Origin of the sequence: Streptomyces sp. NPDC050433 (assembly GCF_044458565.1) — a bacterium.
Lineage (GTDB): Bacteria > Actinomycetota > Actinomycetes > Streptomycetales > Streptomycetaceae > Streptomyces.
In genome coordinates this window covers 385,086-401,029 of record NZ_JBITIB010000002.1, presented here as the reverse complement: position 1 = coordinate 401,029, position 15,944 = coordinate 385,086, and the positions used below count along the sequence as shown (strand labels likewise).

Genomic DNA, 15,944 nt, shown 5'->3' with positions numbered 1-15,944 from the left:
AGGCGTCGGATGTCTCTAAGGTCACACCATGCGAGAAGAACCCACCGAACGCGCGGCTCCGTTGGTCTGGAAGGGCGTCAACTACGACACGGGAACGGACTACTCGGGCGCCGGCTCGGCCCCCGCGCCCTGGCCGGACGATGTGGTAAGGCGTCATATGGCACTCATCCGCGCCGAGTTGCACGCGAACTCGGTCACCCTGCTCGGCACGGACGTCGACCGGCTGACGGCGTACGCGGACTTCGCCGCCGAAGCGGGCCTGCATGTCTGGTTGCAGCCCCGGCTCATCGAGGGCGACGCGGACGCGACGCTGGCGTATCTGGCGACCGCGGCCGAGGCGGCGGAGCGGCTGCGGGGCCGCCACGGGGCGGTCGACCTCAACGTCGGCTGCGAGCTGACGGTCTTCGCCTCGGGCTTCGTCCCCGGTGACACCTATGACGAGCGCTCGGCCAAGCTGGCACTCCCGGAATGGTGGCCGCGCATGCCGGAGTTCAGCGAGAAACTGAACGGATTCCTCGCCCGCGCCGTCGAGGTGGCCCGTGCGCGCTTCGGCGGCCGGCTCACGTACGGCGGCGCGCTGTGGGAGCAGGTGGACTGGTCGGAATTCGACTTCGTCGGACAGAACTACTACCGGATGGCGTACAACACCGAGCACTACACGGACGGCCTGCGCGCCCATCTGGACCACGGAAAGCCGCTCCTGATCACCGAGTTCGGCTGCTGCGCCTTCGAGGGCGGGGCGGCTGCGGGCCCGACCGGCTACGACATCGTCGACTGGTCGGCGGATCCCCCGGTCCTGAACGGCCCCTACGTCCGGGCGGAACAGGAACAGGCCGACTACCTGGCGGAGTTGCTCGACCTGTACGAGGCGCACGGCGTCCACGGCGCGTACGTCTACGAGTTCGCCACGTCGAAGCCGCACTCCCCGGACCCGGCACGCGACTTGGACATGGCGAGCTTCGGCCTGCTGAAGGCGGTCGACGGCGACTGGGAGCAGAAGGAGGCGTTCCGGGCGGTGTCGCGGCGGTACGGCGCCGGGTGAGGGGCTCAGGTCCGGTCGCGGGCGGTCCGGTCGAGTCGGCGGTCCCGCCCGGCAGTCGGGCGCCCCCTACGGCTGGTAGGGAGGCGTCATTCCCCATCCCCAGTGCGGGACCGGTGCGTGGGGTACCGGGGTGGCGTCCGACTGCGAGTTCTCCATGGCGATGCGGGTGCCCCACTCGATATAGCTCAGGAAGGCCGAACGGAATTCCGGGTCGGCGGGGAGGCCGACGTCGTCCGCCGCGTCGTTGAGTAGGTCGACCCAGCGCCGGCGCTGCTGTGGGGTGATGGCCCTGCCGATGTGGTGGCCGAGCATGTTCTCGTAACCGCCGTGGTGGGCCGTGTATTCGGCGGGGCCGCCGAATACCTCGCCGAGCCAGAGCGCGACGTGGTGCGGGTGTTCGGCGATCATGTCGGCGAACATCGGTGCGAGCAGTTCGTCGGTGCCGACGATTTCGTAGAACCGGTGGAACAGGCGCTCGAAGGCCTCCCTGCCACCGGCCCACTCGTAGAGGCTCGGCGGTCGTGGTGTGCCGGCGCCGATGCCGGTGACTTCGGTCGGTGTGTAGTGGCGCATCTCCTCGATGGCGTCGACGTACGGCCGGATCTCCGTGAAGAAGGCCCGGAATTCCTCGCTGGCTCTGAAGTCCTTCAGATGCTTGTCGAGCGATTCCCAGCGGATCCGCAGGATGTAGTGGCCGGACTCCTCGACACAGCGGGACAGCTCGAAGTCGAGACAGAAGGGCGACCGGCTCAGGGGCTCGGCCGCGCGGGCACAGGCGGCCTCGAATTCGGCCGCGTCGTTCTCGGGAATTCGGTAGCGAATGTATTCGAGGATCATGTGTCCTCACCTCCAGCAGCGAGAATACACAGATCCATCCGTGTCCGGTGTATCCGCTTTTTGGTGCGCATTGACTGTGTCGTAGGGCCAGGACGGGCGAAGATGGCGCCGATGTGCCGACGGACGCATGATCCGGCCCGGAGACCTACAGAAGCGGGCAACTCGACCGGAAGGACGCCATTTCCCCCGCGTCCGGCGCAACGCCGTTATGCCTTTATGTTGCCTTCTCCTGGAAGCCGTGCCGTTTCCCCGGAAATACCGTGACCAGGCAATCCGTGCAGTCCACACGGGATTTGCGGCTCGTGCCGCACAGCCCTCGGCGGCGCTGTCTCCCTGCCGTCTCCCTGCTGTCTCCTTCGATGAATCTGCACACCGAATACGCAGGCGAACACATTTGACCGTCAGGTCCGTACCTGCGACGACCGGCCCGTACGGCCTTTGGGCCGTTAATGTCCACTTCGGGGCGGTCGATCGCGTGAAGAAGCTGCTACCAAGCCATGGACGCGTGGGCACTTCGGGGAGCTCCAACACCACGGACCTGTCTGATCGTTCGGCGTTCGAGTGGCTACTCGACTGGCCCGCGTGCTTTGATCCTTCGCATCGCGGGAGTCACCCCGGCGCCTTTCGGAGGATTTCCGAATCCTGAGACTCGGAAATCCGAAGAAGCGTCCCGACAACCGCTGCTGCGGCCTGTGCGCCAGCCTGGCGAGGCCGGTCGCGGCCATTGTGAAATAGCCATGCGAAGGGAATCTCACATCATGAACCGCTCTCCCCAGGTTGAGACCCAGGAAATCTCCGACAGCGACCTCGACAACGTGTCGGGCGGCCTCGTCGGCGGTCTGGTCGGCACTGTCGACTCCATCGTCCCCGTGTCCAGCACGGTCGGCGGCGTCGTCGGCACCGTCGAGGGTGCCACCGGCATCAGCACGGCGGGCGTCACCGGTCTCGCCAATGGCCTGGTCTCCAGCCTCTGAGCTGCGACCCCAGCTTGCCGCGTCGGTCGTGTGCCCCGAACCCGGGGCACGCGGCCGGCGCGTCGCTGGTCGTGGCGCACACCATCGGGCACCGGAAACTCGGACCCGCGGAACGCGGAACCGCAGAACGCAGAACCGCTGAAAGACTGAGCAACGAGGTACGAGCGTCGTGCAGTTCCGTCAACAGGCCCTTTCCAAGCTGCAGTCGCCCGAGGACATCGATCTGCCGGTGCGCTTCGCCCGGCCCCAGGGCTGTCTCGTCCTGGTCGTCACGGTCGTCGCCATGATCGCCGCGGCCGTCTGGGCGGTGACCGGCAATGTCTCGTCCACTCTCGGCGCCCCCGGCATCCTCACGCACGCGCAGGGCAGTTACGTCCTCCAGAGCCCCGTCGCCGGACAGATCACCGACGTGCTCGCCGAGGAGGGCGAGCGGGTGTCGGCCAACTCCCCTCTCATCAAGGTCCGTACCGCCGAGGGCAGCACCGTCGTCCGCACCCTCGCGGCCGGCCGGCTGACCACTCTGGTCGCCGCCGTCGGCTCCGTGATCACCACCGGGGCCGATGTCGCGGCGGTGGAACGGATCGAGAAGGACGACGATCCGCTGAGCGTGATGCTGTACGCCCCCGCCGAGAGCGGGGCGACCGTACCCGTCGGCGCCTCCGTGGACGTCACCGTCCAGTCGGTGCCGAAGCAGCGGTACGGCGTGCTGCGCGGCCGCGTCGAATCCGTGGGCCGGGTCGCCGAGACCAGTAGGCGCATCACCGGGTTCCTCGGCAGTACGCAGCTGGGCGAACAGTTCTCCCGCGAGGGCCCACCCGTCGCCGTACTGGTGCGGCTTGACGAGTCGTCAGCCACCAAGTCCGGCTACACCTGGTCGTCGCCGGACGGGCCGCCGTACTCCGTCGAGTCCATGACCCTGGCCACCGGCTCCATCAAGCTGGCCGAACAGAACCCGATCGATTGGCTGCTCCCGTGAGCCCGCAGCGGCACCAGCTCCCCCCGGCCCCGCGCAGGCACCAGCAGCCGAAGCACCAGCAACTGCCGCCCGGCCGGCGGCGGGCCCCCAAGCGCGCCCGGCCCGCCGCCGGAACCCCCAGGCCCAAGACCGTCCGCACCCCCACCGTCCTCCAGATGGAGGCCCTGGAGTGCGGCGCCGCCTCCCTCGCCATGGTCCTGGCCCACTACGGCCGCCATGTCCCCCTGGAGGAGCTGCGTATCGCGTGCGGCGTCTCGCGCGACGGCTCACGCGCCTCCAACGTCCTCAAGGCGGCCCGCAGTTACGGCCTCCAGGCCAAGGGCATGCAGATGGAGGCGGAAGCCCTCGCCGAGGTCCGGGCGCCCGCCATCCTGTTCTGGGAGTTCAACCACTACGTCGTGTACGACGGCATGAGCCGGCGGCCCGGCCGCCGAGGCGTGCACATCAACGACCCCGACAAGGGCCGCCGTTTCGTCCCCGCCGAGGACTTCGACACCAGCTTCACGGGCGTGGTCCTGATCTTCGAGCCCACCGACGCCTTCCGCCGGGGCGGCCGTAAGCCCGGCATCATGAGCGCCATGCCAGCGCGGCTGCGCGGCACGGCCGCCACCCTGCTGGCCGCGCTGCTCGCCAGCCTGCTGCTGGTGGCGGTGGGCGCGGCGGTGCCCGCGCTGAGCCGTACGTACATCGACATGTTCCTGATCGGCGGTCAGACCTCGCTCCTGGGGCCGCTGTTCGCGTCCATGGCCACGATGCTGGTGCTCACCGCCGTACTGACCGGGCTCCAACAGGCGAACCTGCTGCGCGGGCGCATCATCTCGTCCACGCTGAGCGGCGCCCGGTTCCTGCGGCATCTGCTGCGGCTGCCGGTCACCTTCTTCGCGCAGCGCAGCCCGGCCGACCTCGTCCAGCGGCTCCAGTCCAACGACGCGGTGGCCGAGACGCTGGCGCGGGACCTCGCGGCGGCGGCTGTCGACGGGGTCGTGGTGATCCTCTACGCGGCGCTGCTCTGGTCGTACGACCCCCAACTGACGGTTGTCGGCGTACTGATGGCGCTGCTCAACGTGGTCGCGATGCGCATCGTGATCCACCTGCGCTCCACCGGTACGCGCAAGCTGCGGGCGGACAGCGCGCGGCTCACCAACACCTCGTACACCGGCCTTCAGTTGATCGAGACGATGAAGGCGACCGGCGGCGAGAACGGGTACTTCCGGCGGTGGGCCGGGCAGCACGCCACGACGCTGGAGGAGCAGCAGAAGCTCGGAGTGCCGAGCGCGGCGCTGACGGTCGTCGCCCCCACGCTCGCGACGCTCAACAGCGCGCTGATCCTGTGGATCGGCGGGCTGCGGGCGGTGGAGGGGGCGATCTCGATCGGTCTGCTCGTCGCGTTCCAGGCGCTGGTGGTGCGGTTCACCGCGCCGATCACCCGGCTGAACGGGGTCGCGGGCCGGATCCAGGACTTCGCCGCCGACGTGGCCCGGCTGAAGGACGTCGAGAATTTCCCCGTAGACCCGCTCTACTCGCGGCAGCAACCGGACTCCAGTACACGCCGGCTGACGGGCCATGTGGAGCTGGAGAGCATCGTGTTCGGCTACAGCCCGCTGGACGCGCCGCTGCTCGACGGCTTCTCACTGACGGTGGGGCCGGGGCAGCAGGTCGCGCTCGTCGGCGGTTCCGGCAGCGGCAAGTCCACGGTCTCCAGGCTCATTTCAGGTCTCTACAGTCCGTGGCAGGGGACGATCCGCATCGACGGTCAGCGTCTGGAGGACATTCCCCGCAGCGCGCTCGCCGCCTCGGTGTCCTTCGTCGACCAGGACGTCTTCCTCTTCGAGGGCACCGTCCGGGACAACGTGGCGCTGTGGGACCCGTCGATACCGGACGACGCCGTCGTCACCGCCCTCAGGGACGCCGCGCTGTACGACGACGTGATCGCGCGCCGCCCCGAGGGCATCCACAGCAGGGTCGAGCAGGACGGCCGCAACTTCTCCGGCGGCCAGCGCCAGCGGCTGGAGATCGCCCGCGCGCTGGTCAGGCGGCCGAGCATTCTGGTCCTCGACGAGGTGACGAGCGCACTGGACGCGGAGACGGAGCGCCTGATCATCGACAATCTGCGGCGGCGCGGCTGTGCGTGCGTGGTGATCGCGCACCGGCTGAGCACGGTGCGCGACAGCGACGAGATCGTCGTGCTCGACCACGGCACGGTCGTGGAACGCGGCAGGCACGAGGCCCTGGTCGCCGCCGAGGGGCCGTACGCGCGACTGGTCAGGGAGCACTGAGGTGGCCTTCACGACGGCGGGAGCGGCGGCAGATTCGACCGGGGGCGCCGACCCGGTGATCCACGCCCTCGGCGCGCTGGGCACACCGGTCGACTGCGCCGGTCTGCGCAACGTGCCGCTGGAGGGCCCGCATGTGCTGTGGCTCGTCGTCGGTGGCACGCTCGACCTGTTCGCCGTCGACGCGGCGGAGCAGGGGCACTGGCACTTCCTCGGCCGTCTCGAAGCGGGGACGCTGCTGCTCGGGCCGGTCGAGGGTCCCCGGCACACCTTGGTGAGCAGGCCGTCGCAGGACTGCGCGCTGCGGCGGATCGCGCTGCGGGAGCTGTACGCGCAGCCGTCCGCGTACGACGCGACGTACGACACCGGGTCCCATGCCGCGTACACCGATCCGCACACCGCCCCGTATGCGGATCCGTACGCCGATCCGTACGGCACCGCCGCCCACGCCGCACCGTCCTCGCCCCCCGTCCCGACCCCGCTGGAGCACGCCTTCGCGCTCGGTACCGCGCGCGGCCTCGGCGCGCTCTTCCAGACGCCGCTCGACACCCGCCCGTCCACGGACGGCGCCGTGTCCGACGACGACGTGCTGTGGATGCCGGTCTCGCCCGGCAGCGTGCAGTACGGCGCCTCGTACAGCGCGGACGCGGCGGGCGACCTGCTGGTCGACGGCGCGATGTGGCAGCGGATGGTCAATCAGCAGCATCGGCTGCTGTCGGCCGTCGATCACTGGATCGAGCGGCAGGAGCGCGCACACGAGGACCGGACGGCCGCCGGGATCAAGGCCGGTGAGGCGGTCCGCGCACGGGCGGACCAGGCACTGGTGGCGTCCATCGGCCGGCGCGGCACCGGCGCGGACGGGAGCGGCACGGCCGACGGCGCGGTGACCGGCGACGCCGCCCGCGACGCGACGTTCACCGTCTGCCGCCTGGTCGCGGCGGCCTCCGGCATCACCCTCTCCGACCACTCCCGCAGCGCGGGCACCCCGCTGGACGACCGTGTCGACCCGGTGGAGCGCATCGCGATCGCCTCCCGCGTCCGTACCCGCTCCGTCCGGCTGGACGGCCCCTGGTGGCGGACCGACTCGGGGCCGCTCGTGGGACATCGGGCCAAGTCCGGCGCCCCGGTGGCGCTGCTGTGGCGGCGCGGCCGTTACGAGGCGGTCAACCCGGCCACCGGGGCGCGGCTGCGCGTCGGCGAGCAGAACGCGGACGACTTCGAGTCGCGCGCCGTGATGTTCTACCGCCCGTTGCCCGACGAGCCCATGACGCCGTGGCGGCTGCTCCGCTTCGGTCTGCGCGGCAACGGTGCGGATCTGCGCGGACTGGCGCTGACCTGCCTCGTCACGGTGGGGCTCGGGGCGCTGGTGCCGATCGCGACCGGGCGGGTGCTCGGCGAGTACGTGCCGAGTGCGCAGACCGGCCTGATCACGCAGGTCTCGCTCGCCGTGATGATCACCGGCATCGTCTCGGCGTCCTTCATGCTGATGCAGAGCCTCACCATCCTGCGGATGGAGGGCCGTATCGAGAGCACGCTCCAACCCGCCGTGTGGGACCGGCTGTTGAGGCTCCCGACGAAGTTCTTCTCCGAACGCTCCACCGGTGAGCTGGCGAGCGCGGCGATGGGCGTCAGCGCGATCCGCCGGGTGCTGTCGGGCATCGGGCCGGTGATCGTGCAGTCGGCCGCGGTCGGCGCGATGAGCCTCGTGCTGCTGCTCGTCCACAGTGTCCCGCTCGCTCTGACGGCGATGGGCATGCTGGTCGTCATCGCCGCCGTGTTCCTCGGGATGGGGCTGTGGCAACTGCGCTGGCAGCGGAAGTTGGTGGTCCTCGGCAACAAGCTCAACAACCAGGCGTTCCAGACCCTGCGGGGGCTGCCGAAGCTACGGGTCGCCGCGGCCGAGGGCTTCGCGTACGCGGCGTGGGCGCGCGGCTTCGCCCGCTCCCGCGAACTCCAGCAGCGGGCGGGCCGGATCAAGAACCTGACGACGGTGCTGGACGCGGTGTATCTGCCGTTCTGCTCGCTCGTGATGTTCATGCTGCTGGCCGGGCCCGCGCGCGGCAGCATGACGCCCGCGGAGTTCCTGACCTTCAACACCGCCGTGACCATGCTGCTGACCTCCGTCACCCAACTCACCGGCGCACTCGTGTCGGTGGCCGCCGCGCTGCCGATGTTCGAGCAGATCAAGCCGGTCCTCGACGAGGCGCCCGAGGCCGGCGACGGGGGCGCCCAGCCCGGCGTGCTGACCGGCGGGATCGAAGCCAGGAAGCTCTCCTTCCGCTACACCGACGACGGCCCGCTGGTTCTCGACGACGTGTCGCTGCGGATGGAGCCCGGCGAGTTCGTGGCGGTCGTCGGGCCCAGCGGCTGCGGCAAGTCGACACTGCTGCGGCTGCTGATCGGCTTCGACCGGCCGGTCGCGGGAAGCGTGCTGTACGACGGCCAGGACCTGGCCGCTCTCGACCGGGCGGCCGTACGGCGCCAGTGCGGGGTCGTCCTGCAGAACGCGCAGCCGCTCACCGGCTCCATCTGGGACTGCATCTGCGGCGCCGAGACGTTCTCGCAGGAGGAGGTCTGGGAGGCCGTCGAGATGGCGGGGCTGGCGGAGGACATCAAGCGCATGCCGATGGGCCTGCACACCATGATCGCCGGAGGCGGCGCCATCTCCGGCGGCCAGCGGCAACGGTTGATGATCGCCCAGGCGCTGGTCCGCCGTCCGCGGCTGCTCTTCCTGGACGAGGCCACCAGCGCGCTGGACAACGAGACGCAGCGGATCGTGATCGAGAGCACCCGCAAGCTCAACGCGGGCCGGCTGGTCATCGCCCACCGCCTCTCCACGGTCCTCGACGCGGACCGCGTACTGGTCATGGACGCGGGACGGATCGTCGAACAGGGGCCGCCGGCTGCTCTGCTGGCCGACGGGGGCGGCAGGCTGCATGAGCTGGTACGGCGTCAGCTGGCTTGATCCGGAGGGCTGTTGACTCCGGGGGCGCCGCCGGGCGAGAGTCGCGGCAATGGAGATCAACACTATGACGGCGGCCGAGCGGCGCGTGTGGGACGCCTTTCCCACGGGCGAGGTCGTGTACTTCCGCACGGCCGACGACCCGGCCCCCGGACTCGGCGGCCGCTGGGGGCCGGAGCGCAGTGTGCGGGCCGAGGTGGTGCGCGCCGTACTGCTCGGCGGGACGCGGCTGGACGGGGAGATACCCGCGCTGCGGATAGTGGGCGCCCGGATCACCGGGTCGCTCAACTTGCGCTATGCGACGGCCGATTGCTCCATTCTTCTCGGCGGCTGCTTCTTCGACGACGTGCCCAATCTGTACGGGGCGCAGTTCAGGCAGCTCAACCTCAGCGAGTCCGTACTGCCCGGACTGACCGCGGCGACGCTGCGGATCGACGGTGTGCTGCGGTTGACCGACTGCCGGGTCCGGGGTCCCGTCCGGCTCGGGGCGGCGCAGATCTCCGGAGCCGTGTTTCTCGACAGGGCCGAGTTCAGCGCGGCGGCGCCCGACCCCGCACCGGACGGAGACCCCGATCCTGAGCCGTTGCTCCAGCTCAACCACGCCACCGTCGGCACCGACCTGTCGGCCCCCGGACTGCGGGTCGACGGCTCGCTACGGCTCGACTCCGCCACCGTCACGGGGTCCGTCAACCTGGACGACGCCGTCCTTACCGCTCCCGGTCGCCTTGCGCTCGACGCGGAAACGCTGACGGTCGGCGCGGACCTGCGCGCGATGCGGCTGCGCGTGCGGGGCCGGGTCAATCTGCGCGGAGCCCGTATACCGGGTCAACTCAACCTCGCTTACGCCCGGTTGTCGCAACCCGGTGGCGTGGCCCTGCGTGCCAGCAGCTGTGCCGTCGGTGAACTGTGGCTGCGCGAGGCGGCCCCCGTCGAGGGCTCGGTCAATCTGCGGCGCTCCCAGATCGATCTGCTGTTCGTGCCGCCGGAGGTCTGGCCCGAGAGCGTCCGGCTCGACGGGCTGACGTACGGGACGCTCGCCCCGCACGAGCCGGCCGAGCGGCGGCTGGCCGTTCTCGAACGGGACGGCGACGACTATGTGCCTTACGCCTACGAGCAGTTGACCGCCTCGTACCGCCGGATCGGCGACGATGCGGCGGCCCGGACCGTACAGCTCGCGAAGCAGCGACGGCACCGCCGGGGGCTCGCCTGGTACGCGCGGCTGTGGGGCCATGTCCAGGACATCACCGTGGGCTACGGCTTCCGGCCGATGCGGGCCGTGGCCTGGATGCTGTCGCTGATGCTGGTGGCCTCGGTCGCGTACACCGTGCGCCGGCCTCGCGCGCTGAAGGCCGAGGAGTCACCGGACTTCAATCCCGTCTTCTACAGCCTCGATCTGCTGCTGCCGATCATCGACTTCGGTCAGGAGCGCGCCTTCACGCCCGAGGGCGGATGGCATCAGGGGCTGTCGTACGTCCTGATCATCACCGGCTGGATCCTGGCCACGACGATCATCGCAGGCGTGACGCGAGCGGTCAGCAGGCAGTGAGGGTGCCCTGTACGCGGGCGGCGGAGGCGTGATCGAATCGAGTCACTTCAGCATGGCATGGGGCGGAAGAGGGCGGACAGATGGCGGACGCAGTGGCCGGCGAACCGGTGACCGGCGGCTCGGGGTCCAACTGGGCCGGGAACATCGTCTTCTCGGCCGACCGGGTGCACCGCCCGACCACCCTCGACGAGCTGCGCGCGATCGTCGCGGGCGGCTCCCGCGTGCGGGCGCTGGGCAGCGGGCACTCGTTCAACCGCATCGCCGACACGGACGGCACGCTGGTCTCGCTCTCCGGGCTGCCACAGACAGTGGAGGTCGACTCGGCTGCCCGTACGGTCCGTGTCGGAGGCGGCGTACGGTACGCGGAACTGGCCCGGACGGTGCACGCCCGGGGGCTCGCCCTGCACACCATGGCGTCCCTCCCGCACATCTCGGTCGCGGGGTCGGTCGCCACGGGCACGCACGGCTCCGGTGACTCGGCCGGTTCGCTCGCGACCGCCGTACGCACGGTGGAGCTGGTCACGGCGGACGGCGACTCGCTGACGCTGGACCGGGAGAAGGACGGTGAGCGCTTCGCCGGTTCCGTGGTGGCGCTCGGCGCTCTCGGCGTGGTCACCTCGCTCACCCTGGACCTGGTTCCGGCCTTCGACGTACGGCAGTTCGTGCACACCGGGCTGCCGCTGGATGTGCTGGCGGAGCACTTCGACGCGATCACCACGGCCGCGTACAGCGTGAGTCTCTTCACCGACTGGAGCGCGCCGCGGTTCGGCCAGGTCTGGCTGAAGCACCTCATCGACGACACCGCCGCGCCGGGCTCCCCCGACCCGGACTTCCCGTGGGCCGACCCGGCCGACGAGCCCATGCACCCGGTGCCCGGCATGCCCGCGAAGCACTGCACCGAACAGCTCGGGGTGCCGGGGCCGTGGCACGCCCGACTGCCGCATTTCCGGGCCGAGTTCACTCCCAGCAACGGGGAGGAGCTTCAGTCCGAGTATCTGGTCCCGCGCCGCCACGCCGTCGCGGCGCTGCGGGCGGTGGCCGCGCTGGGGCCGGTGATGGCGCCGGTGCTGCTGGTCAGCGAGATGCGCACGGTGGCCGCCGACGGGCTGTGGCTGAGCCCGGCCGAGGGCCGGGACACGGTCTCGCTGCACTTCACCTGGGTCAAGGACACGGCAAAGGTGTTGCCGGTGATCGCGCGCGTCGAAGCCGCTTTGGAAGGCCTGGACGCCCGCCCGCACTGGGGCAAGGTGTTCACGACGGCACCGGCCGTGCTGCGGGGCCGCTATCCGCGTATGGCGGACTTCCTGGAACTGCGGGCCTCCCTGGACCCGGCGGTCAAGTTCACGAACGACTTCCTGCGACGGCTGCTGTTCGAGGACTGACCTGCTGGGCCGTGTGCCTGTCCGCGAAGTGGCGTCGTCCGCCCGAAGGGCGGGGCTCACGCTCGTCGCCCGCGAGACCGGCAAGATCGGCAAGACGCCCCCTGGGCCCGGCCCGTGGTTGTTCCTGGCCGGAAGTGCGGCGGGCCGTGGCCGGAACAGCGTCATTTTGCCAACACCGTTGTCTCATCCCTCGCCGGGAGACCCGGCCGGTGGTATCTACAACATGGCCGCCACTCTCCCCCGTACTTCTCTTCACGCGCGCACGCACCATCGGACACATCGTGCGCGACCCCCCAATCCCCGGCGGCCCCTCGGAAGGACCCGCCTTGCGAAGAAGTGCCTCACTCCGTGCGCAAGCCCTCCTCAGCCTCCTGGTGTTCGCCATCGCGGCGGCCCTGGTGACACTCACTCAGACCGCCGCGACAGCGGCGCCCGCCGCGCCCGCCGCGCCCGCGCCCGCGCCCGCCGAGTCCAACGGCGGAGTGCGGATCATGCCTCTCGGCGACTCCATCACCCACGGCTACAACATCCCCGGCGGCTATCGCATCAACCTCTGGCAGCACCTCGCGGCCGGCGGCTACACCGTCGACTTCGTCGGCTCGCAGGTCAACGGCCCGCCGGAGCTGGGCGACCACGACCACCAGGGCCACTCGGGGTGGCGTATCGACCAGCTCCGTTCGAACATCGACGGCTGGCTGGCGGCCAGTGACCCGCGCACGATCATGCTCCAGATCGGCACGAACGACGTGAACCAGAACTACGACCTGGCGAACGCCCCGGCCCGGCTCTCCGACCTCATCGACCGCATCCTCCAACAGAAGCCGCAGATCGAGCTGTTCGTGGCGACGATCACGCCCGAGGAGAGCCCGGCCCTGGAGGAGCGGGTCAAGACGTTCAACGCGGCGCTGCCCGGCATCGTCAGCGGCAAGGGGCCCCGCGTCCATCTGGTCGACATGCACAAGGCGTTGACGGTGGCCGACCTCGCCGACGGCGTCCACCCCAACGCCGCGGGCTACGCCAAGATGGCGACCGTCTGGTACAACGCGCTGCGCTCGGTGCCCGCCAGCCTCGTCCCGCTCGGCGTCACCGGTCAGGGCACGCTTGTCAACGCGCAGTCGGGCCGCTGCCTCGATGTCGAGGGAGCCGTGGCGACCGCGGGCACGCGGACGATCGTCTACGACTGCCACCGCAGGGTGAACCAGCAGTGGGCCCGTACGGCCTCCAACGAGCTGCGCGTGTACGGCAACCGCTGTCTGGACGCGAGCGGCGCCGCCACCGCCGACGGCACCCCGGTCATCATCTGGGACTGCCGCGGCACGGCCAATCAGCAGTGGCGCGTCAACGCGGACGGCACCGTCGTCGGCGTCGCTTCCGGCAAGTGCCTGACCCCGGTGGCGGACGGCACGGTGAACGGTACGAAGCTCGAACTCCGCACCTGCGACGGCGCCTCCGGCCAGCGCTGGACCATGGCCGCGTAGTCCACGGCGGTCGGCGAACCTCTCCCAGCGGTACGGGGACGGCTCGTCGACGGCCTCCCGACCGTTCCCGATATCGCCGGGCGCGCCGAAAACAGCCGCCCGGCGATGTCGTACCCCCGTGAAATCATGTCGCTCGACCGGATGTGGTGAACCACGAGAGGCGTCATGAACGACGGAGCGGGGCCCGGGGAAACGGTCGGGAGGCTGGTGCCGGTGGGCAGCGGCGCGCGAGCCGTGCTCGACCGGGCCGACCGCCTGCTCGCCTCGGCGCGCCGGGTGGCCGCCGACCACGCGGTCGTACGGAGCGGTGTGCTGAGCGCCGTCGCCCCGCTGCGCGACGCCCTGGTCCGCCGGGAGTTGGCGGGCATCCCCGTCGCGCGGCTCGCCGACGTCACCGAGGGCAGGCTCCGGCTGGGCGCGCTCGAACAGGCCGGGTACTCCGACGTCGGAAAGGTGCTCGACGCCTCGGCGTACGAGCTGCGCGCCATCCCCGGCATCGGCGCGCAGAGCTCAGGTCACGCCATCGCCGCCGCGCGGCAGCTCGCGGAGGCGATGGAGGAGCATGTCGCCGTCCGGGTGGATGCCGACGACATCGGCGATCCTCATGCCACGGCCCTGGTCATGGCGTTGAGCCCGCTGGTGACCGCGGGTCCCGACATCCCGCGCGCCCTCGCCGCGGCGGCCCGGATCGACGCCGAACTCGCCCCGCTGCTGCCGCCGGCGCGCCCGGCCGGCGACCGGCTGCGGATGCTCGTCACCGGAAAGCGCCGCAGACAACAGGCGCAGCGGGCCGTCCAGTCGGTCGACGCGTTCCTCGCCGACGCCGCCGCTCGCGAGGTCCCGCTCCTGCTCGCCCAGGCGGCCACGGATCTGCTGCGGCCCGTCGCCACGGCGGACGAGGTGTGGCTGGACTTCCAGGTCCGTCCGGCCGACTATCTGGTCCTGCTCGCCGAGCTGTCCGACGCCACCCCGGACGCCGAAGCGGCCCAGGCGGCCGAGGGCTTCCTGCCCGGCGACATCTCCGAACGCGTCCGCGCGCAGCGGCTGGACGACACGCACCGGCGGGTGTCGCTGCGCGGCTACCAGGCGTTCGGCGCCCGGTTCGCGCTGGTCCAGCGCCGGGTGATCCTGGGCGACGAGATGGGTCTGGGCAAGACCATCCAGGCCATCGCCGCCCTCGCGCACCTCAAGGCCGAAGGCCGTACACACTTCGTGGTGGTCTGCCCTGCCAGTGTCGTCATCAACTGGATCCGCGAGATCGAGTCCCGCAGCACGCTGCGCGCGTACCGGGTGCACGGCCAGGACCGGACGGTGGCCCTGGGTCAGTGGACGCGGCACGGGGACGTGGCGGTCACCACGTACGACGTCCTCGGCTCGCTTGCCGTCCCCGGCGACATGACGGTCGGCATGCTCGTCGTGGACGAGGCGCACTATGTGAAGAATCCCGAGACGCGGCGCTCCCGGACCGTCGAGAGCTGGGCGGCGCGTACGGACCATGTGCTGTTCCTGACCGGGACACCGATGGAGAACCGGGTCGAGGAGTTCCGCAACCTGGTGCGCCATCTGCGGCCCGAGCTGCTGCCGGGCATCCGGGACGGCGACGCGGCCATCGGCTCCGAGGTCTTCCGCAAGGCTGTCGCGCCCGCGTATCTGCGCCGTAATCAGCAGGACGTCCTCACGGAGCTGCCCGAGCTGCAACAGGTCGACGAGTGGGAGGAGTTCAGCCCCGCCGCGCGCGCCGCCTACCGACAGGCGGTGGCGGCGGGGAACTTCATGGCCATGCGCCGCGCGGCGTACGCGGATCCCGCCACGTCGGCCAAGCTCAGGCGGCTGCGCGAACTCGTCGCCGAGGCCGCGTCGAACGGTCTGAAGGTCGTCGTCTTCTCCTTCTTCCGCGAGGTGCTGACGGCCGCCGAGGAAGCCCTCGACGCACCGCCGACCGTCTTCGGCCCACTCACCGGAAGGGTGCCCGCCGCCCGGCGGCAGGAGTGGGTGGACGGCTTCGCCGAAGCGTCCGGGCACGCGGTCCTGCTCAGCCAGATCCAGTCGGGCGGCACCGGTCTCAATCTCCAGGCCGCGTCCGTGGTGATCCTGTGCGAGCCACAGGTCAAACCGACGCTGGAGGCGCAGGCCATCGCCCGCGCCCACCGTATGGGGCAGATACGCCATGTCCGGGTGCACCGGCTGCTGACCGCCGACAGTGTCGACCAGCGCGTGCTGCGGCTGCTCGGCACGAAGAAGCGGCTGTTCGACGCGTACGCGCGGCGCAGCGACGTCGCGGAGTCCGTGCCCGACGCGGTGGACATCTCGGAGCAGGCGCTGGCCCGGCAGATCGTCGCGGAGGAGCAGGAGCGCATGGCGCTCGTGCCGGGTCCCGTCACTCCCGCGCTCTGACCACCGGTCCGACGCACCGTCAAACCCCCGTGCCACGACCGGCAGGGGGCGTTCGTCGCGCGCCGGAGCACCCGCTTGTT

At 70.7% G+C, this 15,944-nt stretch carries 10 protein-coding genes; 9 read left to right on the top strand and 1 reads right to left on the bottom strand.

Translation table 11 applies throughout. The features are described 5' to 3' along the window. Nucleotides 1–28: 28 nt before the first annotated feature. Nucleotides 29–1,042, top strand: a complete 1,014-nt coding sequence (locus ACIBLA_RS04500; protein ID WP_399197715.1) for an abortive infection protein — start codon at nt 29–31, stop codon at nt 1,040–1,042. A gap of 66 nt (nt 1,043–1,108) precedes the next feature. Here the strand turns inward: ACIBLA_RS04500 and ACIBLA_RS04495 are convergent, their stop codons facing one another. Next, nucleotides 1,109–1,879 (bottom strand): antibiotic biosynthesis monooxygenase, encoded by a 771-nt coding sequence (locus tag ACIBLA_RS04495; protein ID WP_399197714.1) that lies wholly within the window; start codon nt 1,877–1,879, stop codon nt 1,109–1,111. Between the two features lie 758 nt (nt 1,880–2,637). Between ACIBLA_RS04495 and ACIBLA_RS04490 the strand changes: the two genes are divergently transcribed. The 8 genes from ACIBLA_RS04490 (at nt 2,638) to ACIBLA_RS04455 (ending at nt 15,864) form a co-directional block, all read left to right on the top strand. Further along, a complete protein-coding gene (locus tag ACIBLA_RS04490; protein WP_363244284.1) occupies nt 2,638–2,853 on the top strand; it encodes a type A2 lantipeptide in 216 nt (71 codons plus the stop codon). A 169-nt stretch (nt 2,854–3,022) separates the two neighbouring features. Continuing rightward, entirely contained in the window at nt 3,023–3,829 is an 807-nt protein-coding gene (locus ACIBLA_RS04485) for a hypothetical protein (protein ID WP_399197713.1), read from the top strand. A gap of 155 nt (nt 3,830–3,984) precedes the next feature. Continuing rightward, nucleotides 3,985–6,105, top strand: coding sequence for an NHLP family bacteriocin export ABC transporter peptidase/permease/ATPase subunit (locus tag ACIBLA_RS04480; protein ID WP_363244291.1), 2,121 nt, complete (start codon nt 3,985–3,987; stop codon nt 6,103–6,105). Nucleotide 6,106: 1 nt separating this feature from the next. Continuing rightward, the gene (locus ACIBLA_RS04475; RefSeq protein ID WP_399197712.1) at nt 6,107–9,067 is read left to right on the top strand and encodes an NHLP bacteriocin export ABC transporter permease/ATPase subunit; all 2,961 of its coding nucleotides are present in this window, start codon (nt 6,107–6,109) and stop codon (nt 9,065–9,067) included. A gap of 49 nt (nt 9,068–9,116) precedes the next feature. Further along, nucleotides 9,117–10,610, top strand: a complete 1,494-nt coding sequence (locus ACIBLA_RS04470) for a membrane-associated oxidoreductase (RefSeq protein WP_399197711.1) — start codon at nt 9,117–9,119, stop codon at nt 10,608–10,610. 80 nt (nt 10,611–10,690) lie between these two features. After that, nucleotides 10,691–11,992 (top strand): FAD-binding protein, encoded by a 1,302-nt coding sequence (locus ACIBLA_RS04465; RefSeq protein WP_399197710.1) that lies wholly within the window; start codon nt 10,691–10,693, stop codon nt 11,990–11,992. Nucleotides 11,993–12,318: 326 nt separating this feature from the next. Beyond that, nucleotides 12,319–13,470, top strand: coding sequence for a ricin-type beta-trefoil lectin domain protein (locus ACIBLA_RS04460; RefSeq protein ID WP_399197709.1), 1,152 nt, complete (start codon nt 12,319–12,321; stop codon nt 13,468–13,470). Nucleotides 13,471–13,635: 165 nt separating this feature from the next. Then, the gene (locus tag ACIBLA_RS04455) at nt 13,636–15,864 is read left to right on the top strand and encodes a DEAD/DEAH box helicase (protein ID WP_363244278.1); all 2,229 of its coding nucleotides are present in this window, start codon (nt 13,636–13,638) and stop codon (nt 15,862–15,864) included. The last annotated feature ends 80 nt before the right edge of the window (nt 15,865–15,944 follow it).